16 protein-coding genes are annotated in these 23,203 nt (G+C 49.2%); 5 read left to right on the top strand and 11 right to left on the bottom strand.

Going from position 1 to position 23,203, the window contains the following annotated elements; translation table 11 throughout:
• Positions 1 to 284 precede the first annotated feature (284 nt).
• The 9 genes from xrtA to PHH59_RS12345 form a co-directional block, all read right to left on the bottom strand.
• The gene (xrtA, locus tag PHH59_RS12385; RefSeq protein WP_300016463.1) at positions 285 to 1,889 is read right to left on the bottom strand and encodes an exosortase A; all 1,605 of its coding nucleotides are present in this window, start codon (positions 1,887 to 1,889) and stop codon (positions 285 to 287) included.
• Positions 1,804 to 3,087 (bottom strand): TIGR03013 family XrtA/PEP-CTERM system glycosyltransferase, encoded by a 1,284-nt coding sequence (locus PHH59_RS12380; protein WP_300016460.1) that lies wholly within the window; start codon positions 3,085 to 3,087, stop codon positions 1,804 to 1,806. Before PHH59_RS12380 ends, xrtA begins: the two co-directional genes overlap by 86 nt.
• Before the next feature lie 148 nt (positions 3,088 to 3,235).
• Positions 3,236 to 4,021 carry a serine protease gene (locus PHH59_RS12375; RefSeq protein ID WP_300016457.1) on the bottom strand — a complete coding sequence of 262 codons (786 nt, stop codon included), beginning with the start codon at positions 4,019 to 4,021 and terminating at the stop codon, positions 3,236 to 3,238.
• A 297-nt stretch (positions 4,022 to 4,318) separates the two neighbouring features.
• A complete protein-coding gene (locus tag PHH59_RS12370) occupies positions 4,319 to 6,160 on the bottom strand; it encodes a VWA domain-containing protein (protein WP_300016468.1) in 1,842 nt (613 codons plus the stop codon).
• A complete protein-coding gene (locus tag PHH59_RS12365; protein ID WP_300016454.1) occupies positions 6,160 to 7,134 on the bottom strand; it encodes a VWA domain-containing protein in 975 nt (324 codons plus the stop codon). Before PHH59_RS12365 ends, PHH59_RS12370 begins: the two co-directional genes overlap by 1 nt.
• Complete coding sequence (locus tag PHH59_RS12360; RefSeq protein WP_300016451.1) at positions 7,131 to 7,640, bottom strand: DUF4381 domain-containing protein; 510 nt, start codon at positions 7,638 to 7,640, stop codon at positions 7,131 to 7,133. Before PHH59_RS12360 ends, PHH59_RS12365 begins: the two co-directional genes overlap by 4 nt.
• A gap of 25 nt (positions 7,641 to 7,665) precedes the next feature.
• Positions 7,666 to 8,586 carry a DUF58 domain-containing protein gene (locus PHH59_RS12355; RefSeq protein ID WP_300016448.1) on the bottom strand — a complete coding sequence of 307 codons (921 nt, stop codon included), beginning with the start codon at positions 8,584 to 8,586 and terminating at the stop codon, positions 7,666 to 7,668.
• Complete coding sequence (locus tag PHH59_RS12350) at positions 8,586 to 9,569, bottom strand: MoxR family ATPase (RefSeq protein ID WP_300016445.1); 984 nt, start codon at positions 9,567 to 9,569, stop codon at positions 8,586 to 8,588. The genes PHH59_RS12355 and PHH59_RS12350 overlap by 1 nt, the downstream gene beginning before the upstream one ends.
• 316 nt (positions 9,570 to 9,885) lie before the next feature.
• Positions 9,886 to 11,466: a peptide chain release factor 3 gene (locus tag PHH59_RS12345; RefSeq protein WP_300016442.1), complete on the bottom strand. Its 1,581-nt coding sequence runs from the start codon at positions 11,464 to 11,466 to the stop codon at positions 9,886 to 9,888.
• A gap of 337 nt (positions 11,467 to 11,803) precedes the next feature.
• Between PHH59_RS12345 and PHH59_RS12340 the strand changes: the two genes are divergently transcribed.
• Positions 11,804 to 13,546: a bifunctional metallophosphatase/5'-nucleotidase gene (locus tag PHH59_RS12340; RefSeq protein WP_300016439.1), complete on the top strand. Its 1,743-nt coding sequence runs from the start codon at positions 11,804 to 11,806 to the stop codon at positions 13,544 to 13,546.
• 397 nt (positions 13,547 to 13,943) lie between these two features.
• Here PHH59_RS12340 and PHH59_RS12335 read toward each other — a convergent pair whose 3' ends face one another.
• Both PHH59_RS12335 and rimK read right to left on the bottom strand, forming a co-directional pair.
• Positions 13,944 to 14,645: a PEP-CTERM sorting domain-containing protein gene (locus PHH59_RS12335; protein WP_300016436.1), complete on the bottom strand. Its 702-nt coding sequence runs from the start codon at positions 14,643 to 14,645 to the stop codon at positions 13,944 to 13,946.
• 464 nt (positions 14,646 to 15,109) lie between these two features.
• Positions 15,110 to 16,045: a 30S ribosomal protein S6--L-glutamate ligase gene (rimK, locus tag PHH59_RS12330; protein ID WP_300016433.1), complete on the bottom strand. Its 936-nt coding sequence runs from the start codon at positions 16,043 to 16,045 to the stop codon at positions 15,110 to 15,112.
• 184 nt (positions 16,046 to 16,229) lie between these two features.
• Here rimK and PHH59_RS12325 point away from each other — a divergent pair, with 184 nt between their 5' ends.
• The 4 genes from PHH59_RS12325 (at position 16,230) to purL (ending at position 23,202) form a co-directional block, all read left to right on the top strand.
• On the top strand, positions 16,230 to 17,372 hold the full coding sequence (locus tag PHH59_RS12325) for a carboxynorspermidine decarboxylase (protein ID WP_300016430.1): 1,143 nt from the start codon (positions 16,230 to 16,232) through the stop codon (positions 17,370 to 17,372).
• A 140-nt stretch (positions 17,373 to 17,512) separates the two neighbouring features.
• Complete coding sequence (gene dapA, locus PHH59_RS12320; RefSeq protein ID WP_300016427.1) at positions 17,513 to 18,388, top strand: 4-hydroxy-tetrahydrodipicolinate synthase; 876 nt, start codon at positions 17,513 to 17,515, stop codon at positions 18,386 to 18,388.
• Between the two features lie 18 nt (positions 18,389 to 18,406).
• Positions 18,407 to 19,165, top strand: coding sequence for an outer membrane protein assembly factor BamC (bamC, locus tag PHH59_RS12315; protein ID WP_300016424.1), 759 nt, complete (start codon positions 18,407 to 18,409; stop codon positions 19,163 to 19,165).
• A gap of 155 nt (positions 19,166 to 19,320) precedes the next feature.
• Positions 19,321 to 23,202, top strand: a complete 3,882-nt coding sequence (purL, locus tag PHH59_RS12310) for a phosphoribosylformylglycinamidine synthase (RefSeq protein ID WP_300016421.1) — start codon at positions 19,321 to 19,323, stop codon at positions 23,200 to 23,202.
• Position 23,203: the final 1 nt, after the last annotated feature.

Raw genomic sequence — 23,203 nt, 5'->3', positions numbered from 1 at the left:
ACAGGGACATGCCCAGCAGGGCCGTCGCCATCACCGGGCGTTTCTTGATCGGCCCCAGCAGGCCGGGCTTGTGCTTTAGTTTCATTTCTTGATGCTGTCTTTGTAGGCGCTCAGCGCGTCGTCTAGGTGCTAACCCGCTATTAATTTTTCCATCAGTGCTTGCCAAAAAAGCCTGATCTAGGCATTACTGTTCTATGCAAGCACTGATGAAACAATGAATAATGATGGAAATTCAGCCGCAGTTAGGTATTTGCTTGGATATTGTAGAAGGTTACGGGCAGATATTACGAACCTAATGATAAATTATTTTGTCTTGCCCAATCTTTCAGAAAATTTTTTAAAATCCGCACCGCCAATTCATGATCCCTTTCGGGTGAACGCATCCACAACACGACTTTTAATTCAGGGGAGGTATCGCCTGTCAAACGTTTAATTAACTGCCGCCCTTTCGCCCAAAAAGGATTGCCCGTTATTTGAGCACCCAATTGATACCAGTCCAATACTGAAATAGTTTCTGCCGCCCCTTTTATCAGTGTCGAATTAACCGCTAAATTCCGATCATTTTCAGTAGGCTGTTTAGTGGGGGCGATATTTATAGTGCGTAAACGATTAAAATCATCCGGCCTAATTAACCTATTCTCGGAATTGACCAATTCAGCCCCCTGCTCTTCTTTGCCGAAGCTGGCCTGGTATAAACCCACTGTATAAGTGCCATTGCTATAAAAACGGATATTGTGATCAACTGCTCTGTCAAATTGGGGCGTCCATATCCATTGTGGATTTTCAACAGGATGCCAACCGTTTAACTCCGGTTTTACCACATAGGCGGGCAAGCCATTAAACGCTTGTTTGTTTATTAACCATGATGACAAAACCGGCCAAATTCCAAACAGAATGGTGACCATTGCTATTGTCGGCAGTATTTGATAGGTGTTTGTTTTAGCGGTTTTTACAGCCACAATCGAGATAGGTATAAAAGGAGGGTCGCGCCAAAAAGAACCTAAATAAAACAATAGCAACATGACCAAACCAAAAAAAACCCCGCCGTAAATCAAATGGTCCACACCCACAGCCAATTTCATATCGCTAAGATGGCCAATCATAACAATAATATAAGCCCGAAAGCCATTGGCAATAATTGGGACAATGCCGCTCAGCAACATGAATAAGGCCCGTTTCCAATAATAAGCGTAATTCAAATAAGCGAAAACGAACCCTAGGGTAACCGATGCGATCAGATAGCTGATGCCGCTACAAGCTTCAACGACCGACCAACTGCCGGTTGTCAAAGTAAAGAAATTACCTTCACGATAAACGCTTATGCCGGTTAGCCTTAAAAACTTAACGGTGAACGAGGTGGTGAATTCTATTAGTGGAGGAATAAGCTCCTCGCCCATAGGTACCATAAAAAATAGGAAAAGCAACGGAAATGACATGCTGGAAGCCACCGAGTTGCCCAACACCGCCCAAAAACCACTCACCAGCATACCAACAGCAGCCAGTTGCTTAATAAAAACGACATGGATTAAATCACCGGTCAACCAGGCAAAACCGCTGGCAACAACGCCAGCAAGGGCGAGGTAGGATACCGCCGGCAATAAATGAAGATAATAATGCCTTCGTGACCAAATTAACCACAGGCTGATAGGGGCAATAACGAAACCATGCGTATACGTCTTGGAGCGTAACCAAATATCAATAATTGAAGCCCATGTGTCAAAAAAAACCACCAGCGAAATGACTAAAACCAATAGTAAACCGGCTAATGACCGCGTCCAGCCATTCGGTAAATGCAAGGCGTTGCTAGCGTGCGCCTTTGCCCCACAATACCACTTCAACGGTGTTGAACATAATGGAAATATCCAGGAATAGGCTGTAATTTTTGACATAGTATAAGTCGTACTGAAGTTTCTGGACGGTATCATCTTCACTGGCACCGTAAGGGTAACATAACTGGGCCCAGCCAGTAATGCCAGGTTTTACACGATGCCTTTCACGATAATAAGGTATCCTTTCCTCAAAGCCGCTGACAAATTCAGGCCTTTCCGGACGCGGGCCGACAAAACTCATCTGCCCGTTAAATACATTGAATATTTGCGGCAATTCATCAATGCGGTATTTTCTGATGATGGCCCCCACGTCGGTTACGCGGTCATCTTGGGTTTGCGCCCACTGCACACCATTTTTTTCGGCATCACACCTCATGCTTCTAAATTTCAATACTTCGAAATTCTTGCCTTCTTCCCCGACACGGATTTGGCGATAAAAAATCGGCCCGTGGCCTCTGCTTTCAATATAGATAGCCAAAACAGTTATCAACATGACAGGCCAAGTAACAATCAACAATAATCCTGAGGCCAGTAAATCAAACAAACGTTTTTCCCAAACCCGCAAACCACCTTGGGCAAAACCATCGCAAAAAATCAGCCATCCTGGATAGGTGTGCTCTAAAGAAATAATTCCCTGTTCACGCTCATAAAAACTGACCATATCGGTCACTTTAAAACCGGACATTTTGCAATCCAACAAACTTTTTAAGGGCATAAACCGGCGGTTGTCATCAAGTGCAACCACCAACTCATCAACTTTTAGCTCTTCCGCAATAGCCCGAATGTTTTCATTGTCGTAATTAATAGTCTCTTGCTGGTCAACCGTTGCTTGCTCACCGGAAAAACCAATAAACCCAACAACCTGAAAGCCTTTGTGTATAAAAGAATTGTTGATTTCACTCAATTTACTGGCTTTACTGCCACTACCAATCACCAATACACGGTTTTTAAACGTTTCCAGGTTAACAAATTTATAAAACAAATCCCTAGTGATAACGATGCTGACAAGAGCGAAAAAGATAGCAGCCACCAACACGCTCCGTCCAATCAAAAATTCCGGGATGAAATAATAAATGGCGATCAATATAATCAGGGCAATAGCAAAACTGACAGAGGTACGTGCGAGAAGATTATAATCCTGCAAACTTAAACTTCGGCGGTATAAACCCATTGCCGCACAGGACAAGGTCAGCACGATGGCAAAAACAAAACTGGAGAGGATAATCTGTTCGTGGCTATACCAAGATGATGCCGTCAAAAAAGGGGCCGTGTTCCCTAAATACATGGCACTAAAAAAAGCAACAAATTCAATGAGCAAGAGTGACAAATAAGCCCTTGAAATATAATGTCGAAAGATACGGATCACAGATTTCTCTTTATCTACAAAAAATTACCCGGGTTAAAACTCAATGGAGATTGTTGTCTTTGAGCAAACCGAGCACATAATTAACAGGGATTGCATAGGCAATCCCGCTTGGGTTCGATAACACGTTTTCTTTGCTTTCCTGGACAAAAACCTTGTCAATCACGCCGACAACGGCACCGCTATCCACATCATAAAGCGGGCTGCCACTATTGCCCGGATAGGCGGTCGCATCCAATTGAAAGATGTTATACGGGGCCTCCAAACGCCTGAGCAACTTAGGATTGATTTGCCCTGATTTGATCGTTGGGATCACATTAGGGCTGATTGCTGAAACCATGCCCCTATGGGTGACCGGATACAAGCCCAACACCATACCTATCGGATACCCTGTAAAGGCGTAGACTTGCCCTTCCTTGACCAAAGCGGCATCGCCTAGCTTAAGGGCCGGCAACGGATCGGTTATTTTTAACACCGCCAGATCATGGTCTTTGTCCAGGGCAACTTCGCTGGCCATCTGCATTTTTTCCTCATTGCCCTGACGAAAAAAAATGGCGATGCGCTCCAAATGTTCAGTATCCAATGATTCGGGTACGACATGTGCATTGGTGACAACCAAATTACCCTGCCCCACGACAAACCCTGTCCCTAAAAAATTGGCTCGAGGGCTGCGTTTAGGCAAATATGTACCCACGGCGACGATGCCAGGTTTGATCCTTGCCAGTGTATCCGGCAATTTTGAATCCGCCTCCACACCAATAGCCGCCCATGCCAGAATACCCAAAACCGCTTGGAATAACATTAAGGCGCTCTTATTATTGTCACTCATAAAAAATCCTGGCACATGGCAGTAATTCACATTTCTTCAGGTATTATTACCTTAAATGCGGTTCTTGTAATCTGCGGGACATCCACATCCCGGTATGCAACACATCCCAAAACTATGGGTGAATATCATCAACCCACATTAAAACGCCTGCAACCATTGGAATTGTCTCTTGAGACTGTGAAAGTATTCGGTTTTGGAGTAAAAAAACATGTTTTTTTACTCCGCTGACTCATAAAAATCAATGCGTTACAATATGGTATTCGGGAAATTTTTGAATACTTTCACAGTCTCCCCTGCTTACCAACCCGCCTCTTTTTCATCGGCTTGTTGGCCGCGCTGGTTGTATTGATATTTAAATTTACGCTTTAATAAACCGGCAGGATCATCGGGAATCCTTTTCAACCATTGTTCATTGGCTTGCTGTTGCTCGGCAGATTCTACACTAAGTGCTGGCTGCTCCTGAGCTTGAGGACGTTGTTCTGGCACTTGCTTTTGTCCAGCTTCTGTAGCGGTTTCATTTGCAGATTTTTGCCGCTCTTTATTGCTGTCTGGTTTTTCAGTGGATTGCCGGGCGCCCTGCTGTGGCTGGGCCGATGATTCTGAATCGGGCCGTTCAGGTTTTGCCTGTGGTTTTTGCCCGTTGTCGTCGCCATTTTGCTGATTTTGCTGATTTTGCTTATCCTGCGGGTCTTGCTTGTCCTGCCCGTTATCCGATTTATCATCAGACGATTGTTTGTCATGTTGTTGCGCTTGGTTCTTCTTGTCTTGTTGCTGTTTTGCCAGTTCCTTGGCAACCATTTCCTTGTTGTAAAGCGTATCGGCATCATCCGGTTTAATCGCCAAAGCTTGGTCATAAGCTTTGAGGGCTTGTTCTAACCCACCAGTCCTCGCCAAGGCATTGCCCTGATTATAAAAATAATCGCTATTTTCTTTCTGGGGAGAGGACTGGTAAGCCTGTAACGCTTTATCGTATTCACCCGCCTGATAATGTGCCGCCGCTTTCCATTGCGGATCATTAAATTGTCCAGCGGCTTCGGAAAAATTTCGTTGCTGATACTTTTTTTGCGCCTGTTGGTCTGGCGTTTGCCATAAATCCTGCCAACCCAAAGCGTAACTGTTTTCAGGAAACGGTATTAACAGACAAAATGCAAACAACAACACGCCTTTTCTAAAAATCAACGCTGCTAACGGCAAAACCAACAGTAATACCCAAGGCCCCTTATCATCCCATAATTCCAACATGACATGGCTCTTGGCATCATCATTTTGTTGCAATGCCAAATTAAACCTTGCCAACAAGGTTTGAATATCGGCATCGTCCACCGTGATGGTTTGATAAACACCCCCCCCGGCTTGGGCCAATTGGTTCAGATCATCAATATTTAATTTTGGGATGATAATCGTCCCTTGGGCATCTTTTACAAAACCACCGTCAGCGGGAATAGGGGCGCCATCAGGTGTGCCGACCCCCAAAATTGATAGTTGATAGCCATCCAAGGCCATAACCGCAGGCAAGCTTGTTTCCAGATCAACACCATCGGTGACCAACACAATTTGGCCTTTTTGCAAACCCGCCTGTTTAAATAAAGCCACGGCTTTGTTGATGGCTTCTACGGCATTGCTACCAGGGCTAGGCATCATGCCGGTAGTCAGTGCCGACAATTGGCTATCGATAGTTTGGCTGTCATCCGTCAACGGCGTCACCGTGAATGCGGCTCCTGAATAGACCAGCAACGCCGTCTGCCCGTCCTTGCGCTGCTTTAATAAATCGGCAATTTTGTAACGGGCGCGGATCAAGCGACTGGGCTTGATGTCCTCCGCATCCATAGAACGGGACAAATCCAAGGCAATGACCAGTGCTGAAGCATTTCTGAACGCAGGCGCGGGCAGACGTTGCCAAGTGGGGCCTGCTAAGGTGATGATTGCCAAAAAAGCGGCCACCGCGCCAGTAATTAACAATCCCCGTCCCGCATTGACCGGTTTTTCCTGCAATAAATACGGCAATAAAGCCTCATCACAGACCGTTGTCCATAGTGCCTGGCTTAACTTGCTACGCCACAGCAACACCACCAACACCACCGCCGGCAACAACGCCAACAGCATATAGGGCCGAATAAAATGCAAACCGTCCCAAACCATCACAGCCTCACCCGCAGCGCACACAGGCAAGCCGCCAGCATCAACGCAAGCGACAAGGGCCAATAAAACAGCTCACTGCGTGGACGATAGTATTGTTTTTCTTTTTCAACGGGTTCCAGCTTATCCAACAATAGATAGATATTGTTCAATTCCTCGGCATTGCGGGCGCGAAAATATTTTCCACCGGTACTTTCGGCGATTTTGACCAAGGTGTCCTCATCCAAATCCACCGAAGGGTTGACCTTGCGGTTGCCAAAAAAACTGCGCACGATCATTTCATCGGCACCGATACCAATGGTGTAAATCTTCAAATTTTTCGACTTGGCCAATTCTGCGGCTTTTAATGGCGACACCTCACCTGCGGTGTTCGCGCCATCGGTCATCAAAATCAATACCCGGCTGTTTTCCGGCTGTTTCCCCAAACGTTTGACCGCCAAGCCTATCGCATCGCCAATGGCGGTATTGTCGCCCGCCAAGCCCAGTACGGACTCGTCCAACAAAGTCATCACGGTTTTCCGGTCAAAGGTCAGCGGTGTTTGCAAATACGCCTGGCTGCCGAATAAAATCAAACCAATACGGTCACCAACACGGCGGTTGATAAAATCTCCGGCAACAAATTTGGCGGCGGTCAACCTATCCACGGGTTCCTTGTTCAGAAAAAAATCCTTCGCTTCCATACTGCCAGATAAATCCACCGCCAACATCAAATCCCGTCCACTGACCGCCTGCTCTATCGGCTCACCCAGCCACTGGGGGCGGGTGCAAGCGAAAACCAACAAACACCAAGCGGCGATAGCCAGCCATAAGGAATATTTTTGTTGGGAAACCAGCACCGTTTCAGCACCCGCAAAATCATCCAAAAAAGGCACTCTTAACGCCGCCTGCTTAACCGCCTGATGCGCTGGCAACAACCAACGCACTGCTAAAGGCAATGGCAAAGCCGCCAGTAACCAAGGCCATTCCAAATGAATCATGACGGTTTTTTTAGTTTAGTTGGCTGGCTTCGGACGGGTTGGGTACAGTGCTTAAGCCAGTCTTCGCAGAGCTTGATGAGTTGCGTGATTTCAGCGTCCGACAATGGCATTTGTTGCCGATACGGCGCGTCGGCAAGATGGACACCAATACCCTTGCTGAATGGCGAAGCTTTCAGCGGGCCATCCAGAAAACAAAGCCACGCGCTCCCAGTCAGGCTTGCCACGTCGCTACGCGGTGAAATACTTATCGAAACCCGCCGCAACAACATGGAAAGCTCACCCAATTTCTGCTTGTTATCCAACTCACGGTTGTTTTTAATAGCCACCAACAGGGTTTTCGCCGTTTTCACCGCCGTTTTGCGGGTCAAACCTTGATAAATCCAGTACAAAAAGACGATCAAAGCCAAAATGCCCACACCCAGCAACCACCAGCCCGGAGCGGGCGGCCACCAGCTTATGGTTTCAGGTACATGGATGCCCCTAAGGTCTAATTGCGTAGTCTGCATGATTCGTTTTGTTGGAAAGCTTTTTTCATCTTAAGCATTGCAGGGGATCTTCCGTCGTGCTGGATTGTATCAACACCAATCCCCGTTTCTTTGCCAGTTGCTCCAGGCGTTGTTGTCGGCCTGCAAAATGTTGATGATAGGCAAGCAAACGCGGCCCGTCGGCACTATCAATGATGACTTCGCGGTCTTGATCGATAAACCGGTAACGGCCTTTATGCGCGGGCAAATGCTTTTCCAGGGCGTCATAAACAAAAACCAGCACCACGTCACAATGCTCGGCCAGTTTTGCGAGATGGATTTCGGCTTGCGCGTTGATGCCGCGAAAATCGCTGATGACATACACCAAACTGCCGGGACGGGTGTGATGAGCCAGCCTGGCCAAGACATGTTCCAAGGAAAAGCTTTGCGCACTGGCGTTGCCATCCTTTTGCCCACCCTCACCTTTAACCAATAAATCCAAAAACCGCAACACGGCTTGCCTGCCGTTTTGCGGTTTTAACTCGCGGCAAAATTGCTCGGAAAATAATTGTCCGCCGATACGGTCGCCTTGGCCCTGTGCCGTCCAAGCCAGCAAACCCGCAAGCTTAGCCGCCAACACTGATTTGAAAACGCCTCGGGTGGCAAAGTGCATCGCGACACGGTTGTCAACGGAAATGAACACGGGCCTTTCGCGCTCTTCACGAAAAATTTTGGTATGCGCCGTACCCGTCCGCGCCGTCACCCGCCAGTCGATACTGCGAATATCATCACCCGCCTGATAAATCCGGGCTTCTTCGAACTCCATGCCGCGCCCCTTGAAACGCGATACATAACCGCCGCTTTGCCGTGCCCGGAACTGCGGATTATGCAGTTTGATACGCACCGCATAGCTCGCCAGGTCAATCAGGTTGGCTAAGGAAACAGAGACCCTGGAATCAGGGCTTACAGGAACTTTTCTGGACAACATCAAGGCACTGCGATTCTGGCAATCAGTTCTTTGATGAAATAGTCGGTCGTTATACCTTCGGCTTCCGCTTCATAAGACAAGATCAGACGATGGCGCAACACATCAAAAGCCATTTCCTGGATGTCTTCGGGGGCGACAAAATCGCGTTCCGACAACCATGCTTTGGCCCGTGCACAACGATCCAACGCGATACTGGCACGCGGGCTGGCACCGTATTGCAACCAACCCGCCAAATCATCGCCATACGCTTTTGGCTTACGCGTAGCCAGGATAATTTGCAATAAATACGCCTCCAAACTCTCCGCCATGTGGATGTCCAGCACGGCATTCCTGGCTTCAAACAAAGTGGCCTGGCTGATGGGCTGGAACGGTTTCGTCATTGATACGGTGGCTTGCCGCGCTTCGGCCCTGACCAAATGCAAGATGGTTTTTTCATGTTCGGCACTGGGATAATCAACCTTAATATGCAGCAAAAAACGGTCGAGTTGCGCTTCCGGCAACGGATAAGTGCCTTCTTGCTCAATGGGGTTTTGAGTCGCCATCACCATGAACAGGCCGGGCAAAGGATAAGTCGCCTGCCCCACGGTAATTTGCCGCTCCGCCATCGCTTCCAGCAAGGCCGCTTGAACCTTGGCCGGTGCGCGGTTAATTTCATCGGCAAGAATCAGGTTATGGAACAGCGGGCCTTTTTGGAATTCAAACGTGCCGAGCTGGGGGCGGTAAATTTCGGTGCCGGTCAAATCGGCGGGCAATAAGTCAGGTGTGAATTGCACACGATGAAAATCACCTTGTATGCCTTTGCTGAGGACATTGATCGCACGGGTTTTGGCAAGGCCAGGTGCACCTTCGACAAGAATATGCCCGTCCGCCAGCAGACCGATCAACATCCGCTCAACCAGCACGTCTTGACCGATCACTTGCCGGTTAATAAATTCTTTTAATTGGCTTAAAGCGGTTTGTGCATCGTTGTTTTGTTCAGACATGGGTATGGGGGTGGATTTAGAAAACTTAGTGATAGCTGACGTGATTGTTTAGGTTCTAATTTTTACACGATGCCTTTATCTGGGCATTTTCGCATTTTTCAAGGCTGTCACAAAATTTGACAGCCTTGAAATTGACCAAAACAGGTTTTCAATCCGTTCCGTAAGGTTTTTTGCTTAGGGAATGCGGAATAGACTTCAATCGGTCAAGTTTTCGGTTTTTGGAGCGCGGTCATCTTGACCGCAACTGGCGGGGCGGGATGCCCGCGCTACTCCCAATAAAAAACGAAAACTTGACCATGTAGAGTATACAGGCGATTTACAACTCCCGGGTCGCACTAAACTTAATATCCGGCCAACGTTCTTCGGTCAGTTGCAAATTGACGCGGCTGTTCGCCACATACACCAAGTAGCCACCGCCATCTTCGGCAAGGTTTTCAAAGACTTTTTTCTTGAACTCTTCCAATTTGGCGGGTTTGTCCGAACTGACCCAACGCACCGTCGAAATGGGGATGGCATCGTACACGCATTCAACATTGTACTCCGCTTTCAAACGGAACGCGGTGACATCAAACTGCAACACGCCCACTGCACCCAAAATCAAGTCGTTATTTTTCAAAGGCCGGAACAACTGCGTCGCCCCTTCTTCAGTCAATTGCACCAGGCCTTTTTGCAGGGCTTTGGCACGCAACGGGTCTTTGAGCACGACACGGCGGAACAGTTCCGGCGCGAAATACGGAATGCCGCCATATTTTAAGGTTTCGCCTTGGGTAAAAGTATCACCAACTTGGATAGTGCCGTGGTTATGCAGGCCAATAATATCGCCGGGATACGCCTCTTCCACCGCCTTGCGCGAATCGGCCTGGAAAGTCAGCGCGTTGGAAACCTGCACCGCTTTACCCAAACGGACATGGTGGATTTTCATACCCTTGTCGAATTTGCCGGAACAAACGCGCAAAAACGCGATGCGGTCACGGTGTGCCGGATCCATATTGGCCTGGACTTTAAACACGAAGCCCGTGAATTTGTCCTCTTCCGGCAGCACTGTGCGTTGCTCGGCTTCACGCGGCCTCGGTGACGGCGCATATTCGGCAAACGCATCGAGCAATTCCAGTATCCCGAAATTGTTGATCGCCGAGCCGAAAAACACCGGACTCAGTTTTCCAGACAAATACGCATCCAAATCAAACTCATGGCTCGCGCCTTTGACCAAATTAATTTCGTCACGCAATTCTGCGGCCTGATCGTCTAGCAATTCGTCCAATTTAGGGTTATGCAGGCCTTTAATGACTTCCGCTTCGGCAATTTTGCCGCCATGCTGGGCACTGAACAGATGGATTTCATCCTTATATAAATGATAAACACCTTTGAAGCGTTTGCCCATGCCGATAGGCCAGGTGATCGGTGCACATTGGATTTTCAGGACATTTTCGACTTCGTCCAGCAATTCTATCGGTTCGCGGCCTTCACGGTCGAGCTTGTTGATGAAAGTTAAAATCGGCGTGGTACGTAGACGGCAGACTTCCATCAAATTGATGGTGCGTTCTTCAACGCCTTTCGCCACGTCGATGACCATCAACGCGGAATCCACGGCAGTCAAAGTCCGGTAAGTATCTTCGGAAAAATCCTCGTGGCCCGGCGTGTCGAGCAAATTGATGATGGCATCTTTATGTTCAAACTGCATGACCGATGTGGTCACGGAAATGCCTCGCTCCTTTTCCATTTCCATCCAATCCGACGTGGCATGGCGTGCCGCTTTGCGCCCCTTTACCGAACCTGCCAACTGAATCGCGCCACCAAACAACAACAGTTTTTCAGTAATCGTGGTTTTGCCCGCGTCAGGGTGGGAAATAATCGCGAAGGTGCGACGCCGTTTAAGTTCTGAAAGATTTTCTGACATGCCGTGATTGACTGCTTTACCCAAAATTGACGGATTATAACTGATTCACACCAGAGTGTGCGGTGAAAATGGCCGGCAAAACAAAAACCGAAGTTAGGGTTTCCAGAAAATATCCAGTGCTTACTTAAAACAAAGCAATGAGCTATGACAAACTTCATTTAGCTATAGTTTATAAAGTGAACAATTTCACAGTAATTTCACACAACAAGATTATCCTGAGAAGATTCGCTAGCAATCTGCACAGACTTGCAGCGGATACATTGGCGGCAGAAACATGGCACTTTGTTGGTTTGGCTGCCACCGATCATTTGTTTAACTTACACTAGAAGGTCACACTATGCAGTTAAAAAAAATTTCCCTTGCCGTTGCCTTATCTTTTGCATTCTCAGGTGCGGCTATTGCGGCTAAAACCGTTAATGTCAAAATCGTCGCGATCAACGACTTCCATGGCCAATTAGAATCCCCAGGCTTGTTCCGCAACTTACCAACAGATGCCACTGCCACCGTACCCGTTGGCGGTATCGACTGGTTAGCCGGTTATTTTGCCGACATTAAAAGCAAAAACCCTAATACAACCATCGTCTCTGCTGGCGACCTTATCGGTGCGACCCCTTTAATTTCCGCCTTGTTCCACGATGAAGGCACTATCGAAACAATGAACCGCGCCGGCCTAGAAATTAATGCGGTCGGCAACCATGAGTTCGACGAAGGCAAAAATGAACTGTTGCGTATGCAAAACGGCGGCTGCCATCCAAGCGATGTCAATAGTTGCCAAGGTGCGGCGGTTGGCACACCCGTACCTTTTGAAGGGGCGAAATTCCAGTTTTTAGCGGCGAACGTAATCGATAGAAAATCAGGCACAACCTTATTCCCAGCTTATACCATCAAACAATATGAAGGCGTTAAAGTTGGCTTCATCGGTTTGACTTTAAAAGAAACCCCTACCATCGTGACCCCTAGCGGCGTAGCGGGCTTGAGCTTTAAAGACGAAGTACGCATCATCAACAGGCTGGTCCCCCAATTACATGCCCAAGGCGTCAAAGCGATTGTGGTCCTGATCCATCAAGGAGGCACAATCCCTGTTTCACAATCGGTTGCCACGATCAATTCTTGCGACGGCAACCTTGACGGTTCGTCCATCAAAAAAATTGTCAACGGCCTTTCTGACCGCGTCAACCTGGTCATTTCCGGCCACACCCACCAAGCTTACAACTGCATGATCGCCACGCAAAATGGCACCCACTTGATCCCGGTGACCAGTGCCAATAGCCAAAGCCGCGTCTTGACCGAAGTGGACATGACCCTGAGCGCAGTCACAGGTAAAGTCGCAAACGTCACTGCCACCAACGTTGCCGTGGACAGAAACAACGCAACTATCACCCCTGATGCCGGCATTAAACAAATTGTCGATAACTACAAAACCCTGGTGACACCGATTGCTAACCGCGTAATAGGTAGCATTACCGAAACTTTGTCAAAAACCGCAAATCCTGCCGGTGAATCAACCATGGGCGATGTCATTGCCGATTCACAACTGCTGGCAACTGCGCCCGCCAAATTAGGCGCGGCAAAAATCGCCTTCATGAATCCAGGTGGTATCCGCGCCGATATGACTTTTGCCTCCAGCCCTGCTGGCGAAGGTGACGGCAACGTGACTTACAGCGAAGCATTTACCGTGCAACCTTTCGGTAACAGCTTAGTCACCATGACCTTGACTGGCACACAAATTGAAGAAGTATTGGAACAACAATTTGTCGGCTGTCCAAATGGCCAAACCTTCAACCGCATACTGTCAACATCTGCAGGCTTTAACTACTCATGGAGCGGTACCGGCCCGGCTTGCGATAAAATCGACCCTGCCAGCATCACGCTTAACGGCGTGGTTGTTGATCCAACAGCCAGCTACCGTGTGACCGTGAACAACTTCCTAGCCACAGGCGGCGATAAATTCTTCGCCCTTGTCAAAGGCACCAACCCATTAGGTGGCGCACAAGACATTGATGCCTTGGAAGCTTACTTCAAAGCACAGACCGGCCCGGTATCCCCTGGTGCTTTAGACCGTATCCAATTGTTGCCATAAGCAACATCCTGCCCGCTTGACATTAGGCGTACAAGATCCTTTTGTACGCCTTTTTTCTTATCAAATAACTGTCAGATTCGTTGACAACATTTAATGGGCAAGTAACCAGTGCACGAAAATCATCAAAACAAAAAAGCCGCTTTTATAAAGCGGCTTTTTTATTGAGGCAAGTCGCCAACCTAATGCAGCGAATAGTTTGTAGGCTATGATGAAGCGATAGCGTAATCCCGGCAATGAGGACACAAAATGCTGGGATTCCTTACGTCATCCCAGCCTACGCATTCCCATTTATGCCTCAGAGAATACGCCAGAACGTGGGAACTATACGAAATCTTGAAAACAAAAAAGCCGCTCAGTGAGCGGCTTTTTGTTACAGCAAGTGAAACCGGAAAATCAATTAAGCCGCTTTTCTTTTACGCAAAAAAGACAAACCAGCCAAACCAAGACCCATCAGCACTAAACTGGAAGGCTCTGGCAAGTTGATATCTTGATTGGTTTCAACCATATCCAATGTCAAATCAGATGCACTACCGGCGTCAATAATCATCTCGATTTTATTCACTTGAGTAAAATCAACAGCTGCGAAGTTAGCAAATGAAGAGAACAAAAAGCTTTGTGTACCTACGCCCAAGCCAGTTAATGCCAGAGTTGCTGTCTCGCCACCCGCACTAGTTTTTTCTCTTACCTTAAAAGTAATTGTCACATTACCTTGGTCAATCGAAGTAATCGCCAACAACAAAGCTGTAGATGCACCACCGTCAGTTAAATCTACACCGCCAAACAAACCAGTGTTGTTACCATTCCACAGCACGGAAGTTTGTGAAATCACATCAGCGGCATTACTGACTGACAGAGCGCCAAAAGTTGGCGTTGTATTTGTATTAATAACGACATTGCCGTTAGTGCTGACAATATCAAGCTGACGATAACCTTGGATGGCTTCAGGGGCAATTGTCTGTCCACTTGTTGCAGGGACGGTACCCGACACAGACATTGGCGTTGTGTCAAAAGTATCAATAACTAACGCCTGGGCCTGATTGCTTAAGCCCAGGACGGCGGCTAACAAAAGGCCGCTTGATAATGTTTTAAATTTGTTCATTTTTTTATCCTCATTTTAAGAAATAGACGTTTTATTATGGAAAGGAATTATCCCAAATAAAATAAGCAAACTACATGCCAAAAAAACAACTTATTGTTATTAGAGATTTTTTTACATCATGTATTTAAAGCCCACCACCAGTGTGTAAACAAAATTGACACTTCATCAGCGGACTTTAAACAACATTCGTAACCTATCTTAGGTTTATACGGAATTCTATGCGGACTTTCTGGCAGAATACGATTATGTGCAGGCCGCCCCCATCAATCATAAGTATCTACACGCTTTCGTAACCTATCTTAGGTTTATACGGAATTCTATGCGGACTTTCTGGCAGAATACGATTATGTGCAGGCCGCCCCCATCAATCATAAGTATCTACACGCTTATGCCATAGATGAGGGTTTGAATTCATGATGATTCCAGAAAACCTAATGCGTTAATAATGCATTATTGAAGCCAATCTATCCCTTGCCACGAGTCCTGGCCCTGGCTTTGGGGGATTTATCTTTGGGTGTTTCCAACGATTCAAAGCGTTTTTCGATAAACTGGATGATCAAGTCGGCGATGTCTTTTTCACTGGCGGCTTCTATGCCTTTAAGACCGGGTGAAGAATTGACTTCCATGATGACGGGGCCGTGGTTTGAGCGCAGCATATCGACGCCACAGACATTCAAGCCCATAATTCTGGCGGCGCGTATCGCAGTGGAGCGTTCTTCGGGGGTTAGGCGCACCAGTGAAGCGGAACCACCACGGTGCAAATTGGAGCGGAATTCGCCTTCGGCACCTTGGCGTTTCATCGCGGCGACCACTTTGTCACCCACCACAAAACAGCGCAAGTCACTGCCGCCCGCCTCTTTGATAAATTCCTGCACCATGATATTGGCTTTCAAACCCATAAACGCCTGGATCACGCTTTCTGCGGCGTTATGGGTTTCCGCCAGCACCACCCCTATGCCTTGGGTGCCTTCGAGCAATTTGATGACCAGCGGCGCACCGCCCACCTGGTCTATCAAATCAGCAATATCATCAGGATTGTTGGCAAAACCGGTGACAGGCAAGCCTATGCCTTTTCTGGCGAGCAGTTGGGTGGAGCGCAGTTTGTCGCGGGAGCGGGAAATGGCGACCGATTCGTTCAAGGGCATGACATTCATCATTTCAAATTGCCGCAACACCGCCGTACCGTAAAAAGTGACCGACGCGCCGATCCGAGGTATGACGGCATCAAAGTCGGTCAAGTCTTCGCCCCGATAATGGATGGAGGGGTTGTGCGAGGTGATATTCATATAACAACGCAAAACGTCCAACACCCTGACCTGATGTCCGCGTGCTTCGGCAGCTTCAACCAATCGAGTCGTTGAATACAGTTTAGGGTTACGCGATAAAATGGCAATTCTCATAACGTCTCAAGTGGGAGGGTAAAATGGCGCGTATTTTGTCATGAATCAGGGTAACAAGCATTAGAAATAACGCCTAGCATCTTGGTTTATGGATACCTGAAAAATCAAGTAATGACGAAACCATATTAAAACCCAACATCCGTTAAAATAACATTTCACGATCCACTTTTTTACAGGATAGGCGATGGATATTTCCACCCTCACCCAGTCCGATATTGCGACACCCGCTTTTGTATTGGATGAAGCCCAGCTCCTCGCCAACTTACAATCTCTGGCTGCATTGCGCCAACAGAGCGCTTGCAAGGTTTTGTATTCGATCAAATCCTTACCATTTACCCAGGTACTGAAGTTGGCGAAACCTTTTATTGATGGTTTTTCGGTCAGCTCCTTGTTCGAAGCCAAACTCGCTGATGAAGTTTTATCAAAGGCGGGCAGCCTGCATTTGACCACACCCGGCATCAGACCTAACGAATTGGCGGAATTAGCGGAGTTATGTACGCATATCAGTTTTAATTCACTGTCACAGCACCAACGTTTTGCTTCAGGCATCGCAGCACAAACTTCTGTGGGCTTGCGCGTCAATCCCAAGCTGTCTTTCGTGGAAGACGCACGTTACAACCCTTGCCGCCCGCATTCAAAACTCGGTGTCGATATTGACCGCTTGTGGCAGTCTTCCGGCATCGACCCTATCCAAGGTTTGCACATCCATACCCAATTTTCCGGTACGGATTACACGCCGCTGTTAAAAACGCTGGAAAAACTGACGCGGTATTTGCGCGATAAACTAGGCAAACTGCGCTGGCTGAACCTAGGTGGCGGTTATTTGTACTGCCAGATCAAAGATCAACAGCCTTTTATCGAACAGGTGCAAACCTTGAAAAACACGTTTGGTTTGGAGGTTTATATCGAGCCGGGCAAATCGGTGCTGGAAAACACGGCACACTTGGTGGCGACGGTGATTGACCTGTTTGACAGCGACGGCAAGACCATCGCGATACTCGACACCTCGGTCAACCATCAACCCGAAGTGTTTGAATACCAGTTCCAACCCGAAATTGTCGGTCAAGATGCCAATGGCCGTTATAAAGCCATACTGGCAGGTTCAACTTGTCTGGCCGGGGATTTATTTGGCGAATACCGATTTAACCACGCTTTGCAATTGGGCGATAAAATCGTTTTTAAAAATATCGGCGCCTACAGCCTCGTCAAAGCCAGCCGTTTTAATGGTTACAATTTACCGGATATTTATAAGCAGGGAGACAATGGCTTGGAAAAAATCAAGCATTACACGTATCAGGATTACCGCCAGCAATGGGTGGAGGATTAAATTCTACGGCGTAACGGCCTGTCAGGTTTTAGAAACCTGACAGGTCTAAACCAATTAATTGCGTATCAGGCTGAGTTTTAAGTGTTTGCTTGTTATAATGCAAAGCTTTATATCCGTATCCATTCTGTTCGAGAGATTTCATGATTCAAGGTAGTATCGTCGCATTAGTCACACCCATGGACGACAGTGGTGCTGTGGACTTCAAACAGCTTGAGGCTTTGGTGCAATTCCATATCGCACAGGGCACCGATGCCCTGGTCGCCGTCGGTACCACAGGCGAATCCGCGACGCTGGATGAACAGGAACACTGCGCGGTCATCAAGGCCGTGGTTGACTATGCTGGCGGCAAGATTCCAATCATCGCAGGCACGGGGGCCAATTCCACAGCGGAAGCCATCAACCTGACCCGCCGCGCAAAAGAAGCGGGCGCAGACGCTTGCCTGATCGTCACCCCGTATTACAACAAACCGACCCAAGAAGGTTTGTACCTGCACCACAAGGCCATTAACGATGCCGTGGACATCCCGCAAATTTTATACAATGTGCCAGGACGCACGGCTTGCGATATGTTGCCGGAAACAGTGGGCCGTATCGGCCAACTAAAAAATATTGTCGGCGTCAAAGAAGCCACCGGCGATTTATCCCGCTACCAAAAAATCCGCGATTTGACCGGGCCGGACTTTGCCATTTATAGCGGTGACGACGCCAGCAGCCGCGAGTTTTGCCTGTTCGGCGGCAATGGTTCGATTACCGTGACTGGCAATGTCGCACCTAAATTAATCCATGACATGTTAATGGCGGCAATCGCCGGTGATGCCGGCACCGCCTTGGCGATTGACACGAAATTGATGGCCCTGCACAAAAACCTGTTTATCCAATCCAACCCCATCCCGGTAAAATGGGCGGTCGCCGAAATGGGACTGATCGGCAAAGGCATACGCTTGCCGTTGACGTGGCTTTCTGAAGAATATTTTGACGCAGTCCGTGCTGCGATGCGTCTTGCCGAAGCGATTTGATGACAAAGTGATTTGATGATGAAAGCGAAAATTTTACTGATTATTACCGGTATGCTTGCGTTGAATTTGTTGACGGCTTGTGGCACTATCAAAAGCCTGTTTCCCGATAAGGAAAAAGATTACCAATACACCACGGAGATTCCGGCCCTGGTGTTGCCGGCAGATTTGGCAAAAGGCCGCGACCTAAAACCCATCGCCCGTACAGAACCAGCCCTAGCCAACAAGCCGGAAACCAACGCAATCCCCGCTTCTGCCGTTGAAAAAACACCCGAAGCGTTAGCACCCGCCACGGTATTGCCTAACGAAGCACCTGAGATAGCCTCGCCTGCACTATCCGAAACTCCGGCTTCGGAAACGAAAGCTAACACAACACCTATCAAGCACGAACCCATTCCGGTGACATTGCAAAAATCAGCCGAGGGCGTGGACATTTTGCGCCTGGCGGCACCGTTTGAAACGTCTTGGCGGGCGATAGACAAAGCCTTAAGCCGCAAATCCATAGAAGTGACGAACCGCAACAAGGCTGAAAAAACTTTCGCGCTACATTTCGACCCCGATGAAAAAGCCTTGGAAGATCAATCACTTTGGCATGAAGCCTTATTCATCTTCAGCGGCTTGCAAAATAACGAACAAGAATTTACCGTGAAATTGACCGACCAAGGCCAACAAACCGATGTCACTGTTTTGGATAAAGAACAAAAACCTGCCACCGATGCCAGTGCTGCGCGTTTGCTGAATTTATTGCAGGATACGATTAAATCGGATTTTGCCAAGTGATAAAAGCTTTAGCCACGAAAAGCACAAAAAACACGAAAGTTGGTTGTGGTTAAATAACTGATGTACGCAGTGACGTAGTTTGTATCCCATTTGCCGCGTCGAGCCCGCCATTAGCATCAACCCGACTTCCCCCAAATCCCAAACTTCCCCACCGTATGTTAAAAATCCCTGGAACCGCTGCCCTGTCGGGCTTTCGTATCAAACAACTGCTGGCAAAACTGCAAGCCCTGGAACCCGCTATCGGTAACTTGTCCGCCCGTTTTGTCCACTTTGTCGATGTTGATGGCGATTTGAACGAAGCCGAGCAGTCAATCCTGCATTCTTTGCTGGCTTATGGTGCGGAACCCGCCGTTGCTGACTGTCACGGCGAACACCTGTTGGTCATCCCGCGTTCCGGCACACAATCGCCGTGGTCAAGCAAAGCCACGGAAATCGCCCAGCGTTGCGGTTTGTCTGCGGTCAATCGTATCGAACGCGGCATTGAATATACCGTCACCAGCACCGCCGCATTGCCGGACACCCTCGCCGCCTTACTTCATGACCGCATGACCCAAAGCGTAATCTACGGTGACACCACACCAGATTTATTCAGTCACCACGCGCCCAAACCCTTACAAACTGTCGCAGTCATCGAACAAGGCCGCAACGCGCTGGAACAGGCCAACTCGGATTTAGGGCTGGCCTTGTCCGCTGACGAAATTGATTACTTGACCGTCAGCTTCCAAGATCTGGGGCGCAACCCTACCGACGTTGAACTGATGATGTTCGCGCAAGCCAATTCCGAGCATTGCCGCCACAAAATCTTCAACGCCGACTGGACGATAGATGGCGTTGGGCACACACACACCTTGTTCAGCATGATCCGCAACACCAAGGATAAATCTCCCGAAGGCATTTTGTCGGCGTACAGCGACAATGCCGCCGTAGTCACAGGCTCAAACACCCATGTGTTCCTGCGCGACCCGCACACTGGCGCGTACCGCTACACGGAAGAGGCGGCGCATTTGTTGATGAAAGTCGAAACCCACAACCACCCCACCGCCATTTCGCCATTCCCTGGCGCGGCGACGGGTTCAGGCGGGGAAATCCGCGATGAAGGCGCGACCGGACGCGGTTCGGCCACCAAAGCTGGTCTGACCGGATTTTCGGTGTCGCATCTCAAAATCCCCGGTTTTGCCCAGCCTTGGGAAACCGACAACGGCAAACCCGAACGCATCGCTTCCGCCTTGGATATTATGATCGAAGGCCCTTTAGGCGGTGCTGCGTTTAACAATGAATTCGGACGGCCTAATATCGCAGGTTATTTCCGTAGCTTTGAGCAGCCTTTTGCGGATACTGACAAGCAATTCCGTGGCTACCACAAACCCATCATGATTGCTGGCGGCATGGGCAATATCCGCCCGATGCTGATTGATAAACACCCGATTCCGGCGGGTTCCTTGATTATTATTCTAGGCGGCCCGGCCATGTTGATAGGTTTGGGCGGTGGTGCGGCTTCGTCGCAAGCGTCCGGCAGCAGTTCGGAAGCCTTGGATTTTGCTTCCGTGCAACGCGAAAACCCCGAAATGGAACGCCGCTGCCAAGAAGTCATCAACCATTGCAACGCCTTGGGCGAAAACACACCGATCATTTCCATCCACGACATCGGCGCGGGCGGCTTGTCCAACGCCGTGCCGGAAATCATCCACGATTGCGGGCGTGGCGGACGATTTGAATTGCGCAACGTCCACAACGCCGATTTGGGCATGTCACCGATGCAAATCTGGTGCAATGAAGCCCAAGAACGCTATGTGGTCGCCATCAAACCGGAGTCTTTGGAATTATTCAGCGCATTTTGCGAACGTGAGCATTGCTTATTTGCGGTTATTGGTGAAGCGACTGAAGACGAACATTTAACCTTAAATGACAGCATGTTGGGCGACAAGCCCGTCGATATTCCGATGTCGGTCTTATTCGGCAAACCGCCGAAAATGCACCGCCATGCCGAACATGTCAAACCTGTTTTGCCTGATTTCGACACTAACGGCATAGACTTAGCCGAAGCGGTGAAACGGGTCTTGTCCTTCCCCGCCGTGGCCGACAAAAGCTTTTTGATCCACATCGGCGACCGCTCGGTGACGGGTTTGGTGGCGCGTGACCAAATGGTCGGCCCCTGGCAAATCCCCGTCGCCGATGTCGCCGTCACCGCCTCCGGTTTTTATGGCGTGACAGGCGAAGCGATGGCGATGGGCGAACGCACACCGATTGCAGTCATCAACGCGCCCGCCTCAGGCCGGATGGCAATTGGTGAAGCTCTGACCAATTTGGCGGCGGCGCGGATTGATAAGCTCAGCAACATCAAATTATCCGCCAACTGGATGGCGGCGGCAGGTTTTCCCGGCGAAGACGCCGCGTTGTACGACACCGTAAAAACCGTCGGCATGGACTTATGCCCCGCCCTAGGCATTGCGATTCCGGTCGGCAAAGATTCCTTGTCGATGAAAACCGTCTGGCAAGACGGGGCGGACACGAAAACCATGACTTCGCCCGTGTCGCTGATCATCACCGCCTTCGCACCCGTGCTGGACATCAGCAAAACCCTGACCCCGCAATTGCGCCCGCTGATCGGCAGCGTCTTGTTATTGGTAGATTTGGGGGCAGGCAAAAACCGCTTGGGCGCTTCGGTGTTGGCGCAGGTTTACGGGCAATTGGGCAATGATTGCCCCGATCTTGACCACCCCGATTTATTGAAAGGCTTTTTCGAGGCCATCCAAACTTTAAGCCAAAACAACAATATCCAGGCCTACCATGACCGCTCCGACGGCGGTTTGTTGGCAACCGTAGCGGAAATGCTGTTTGCCGGACGCCAAGGCGTGGCTTTGAATTTGGATGTGTTGGGCGATGATCCGCTAGCCGCTTTGTTTAACGAAGAATTGGGTGCGGTGCTGCAAGTCCGCACCGAACAATGCCACCATGTCATGAAAGTCTTGACTGATGCGGGCTTGGTTGATTGTGTCTTTAAAATTGGCGAAGTGGTCAGCGGACAGCAATTGACCATCAATCATTTGGAAAAAGTCATTTACAGTGCGACACGCGCCGAATTGCAAACCGTGTGGTCGGAAACCAGCTACCGGATGCAAGCCCTGCGCGATAATCCCGACTGTGCCTTGCAGGAATTCCAGCTTATCGCCGATGACAACGATCCCGGCTTACATGCGGCCTTAAGTTTTCCTATCAACGAAGACATCAGCGCACCGTTCCTAAACCTCAGCCGCCCGAAAATCGCCATCCTGCGCGAGCAAGGCGTGAACGGGCATGTGGAAATGGCGGCGGCGTTTGACCGTGCCGGGTTCGCCAGCATCGACGTGCATTTGAGCGACATCATCCACGGGCGCGTCAGTTTGGCGGAGTTTGTCGGCCTGGCGGCTTGCGGTGGTTTCTCTTACGGCGACGTGTTAGGCGCAGGTGGCGGCTGGGCAAAATCCATCCTGTTCAATGCCCGTGCGCGTGACGAATTCAGCGCGTTTTTCAACCGCACCGACACTTTCGGTTTAGGCGTGTGCAACGGTTGCCAAATGCTCTCGAATTTGCAAGACATTATCCCAGGGGCGAAGTTATGGCCCCGGTTCGTCCGCAACACCTCCGAGCAGTTTGAAGCGCGGGTGGCGATGGTCGAAGTGCAAGCTTCACCGTCGATTTTGTTCACGGATATGGTCGGCACACGCATCCCTGTAGTTGTCGCGCATGGCGAAGGCCGCGCCATTTTTGCTTTTAATTCAAAGGCTACAGGCGATCCGCAAATAGCAATCGACGCAGGGGCTGTGGCCTTGTCATATATCGACAATTACGGCAATAAAACCACCGCCTTCCCCGCCAATCCCAACGGCTCGCCGTTCGGCATCACGGGCCTGACCAACAGCGACGGGCGTTTCACCATCATGATGCCACATCCTGAACGCTGTTTTAGAACCTTGCAAAACTCCTGGCATCCTGACGGCTGGCAAGAGCACGGTGCGTGGATGCGCTTGTTCAAAAATGCACGAGTTTGGGTTGATTAAA

Source organism: Methylovulum sp., assembly GCF_028687615.1.
In the GTDB taxonomy this organism is placed as follows: Bacteria; Pseudomonadota; Gammaproteobacteria; order Methylococcales; family Methylomonadaceae; genus Methylovulum.
This window is presented reverse-complemented; position numbering and strand designations above follow the sequence as displayed.

Excerpts from the sequence above, each read along its gene's own strand:
- rimK (WP_300016433.1), bottom strand. The coding sequence starts at position 16,045 with ATGAGAATTGCCATTTTATCGCGTAACCCTAAACTGTATTCAACGACT.
- PHH59_RS12325 (WP_300016430.1), top strand. The coding sequence starts at position 16,230 with ATGGATATTTCCACCCTCACCCAGTCCGATATTGCGACACCCGCTTTT.
- PHH59_RS12360 (WP_300016451.1), bottom strand. The coding sequence starts at position 7,640 with ATGCAGACTACGCAATTAGACCTTAGGGGCATCCATGTACCTGAAACC.
- purL (WP_300016421.1), top strand. The coding sequence starts at position 19,321 with ATGTTAAAAATCCCTGGAACCGCTGCCCTGTCGGGCTTTCGTATCAAA.
- PHH59_RS12375 (WP_300016457.1), bottom strand. The coding sequence starts at position 4,021 with ATGAGTGACAATAATAAGAGCGCCTTAATGTTATTCCAAGCGGTTTTG.
- bamC (WP_300016424.1), top strand. The coding sequence starts at position 18,407 with ATGAAAGCGAAAATTTTACTGATTATTACCGGTATGCTTGCGTTGAAT.
- dapA (WP_300016427.1), top strand. The coding sequence starts at position 17,513 with ATGATTCAAGGTAGTATCGTCGCATTAGTCACACCCATGGACGACAGT.
- PHH59_RS12350 (WP_300016445.1), bottom strand. The coding sequence starts at position 9,569 with ATGTCTGAACAAAACAACGATGCACAAACCGCTTTAAGCCAATTAAAA.
- PHH59_RS12365 (WP_300016454.1), bottom strand. The coding sequence starts at position 7,134 with ATGATTCATTTGGAATGGCCTTGGTTACTGGCGGCTTTGCCATTGCCT.
- xrtA (WP_300016463.1), bottom strand. The coding sequence starts at position 1,889 with ATGTCAAAAATTACAGCCTATTCCTGGATATTTCCATTATGTTCAACA.
- PHH59_RS12335 (WP_300016436.1), bottom strand. The coding sequence starts at position 14,645 with ATGAACAAATTTAAAACATTATCAAGCGGCCTTTTGTTAGCCGCCGTC.
- PHH59_RS12355 (WP_300016448.1), bottom strand. The coding sequence starts at position 8,586 with ATGTTGTCCAGAAAAGTTCCTGTAAGCCCTGATTCCAGGGTCTCTGTT.
- PHH59_RS12340 (WP_300016439.1), top strand. The coding sequence starts at position 11,804 with ATGCAGTTAAAAAAAATTTCCCTTGCCGTTGCCTTATCTTTTGCATTC.
- PHH59_RS12370 (WP_300016468.1), bottom strand. The coding sequence starts at position 6,160 with ATGGTTTGGGACGGTTTGCATTTTATTCGGCCCTATATGCTGTTGGCG.
- PHH59_RS12345 (WP_300016442.1), bottom strand. The coding sequence starts at position 11,466 with ATGTCAGAAAATCTTTCAGAACTTAAACGGCGTCGCACCTTCGCGATT.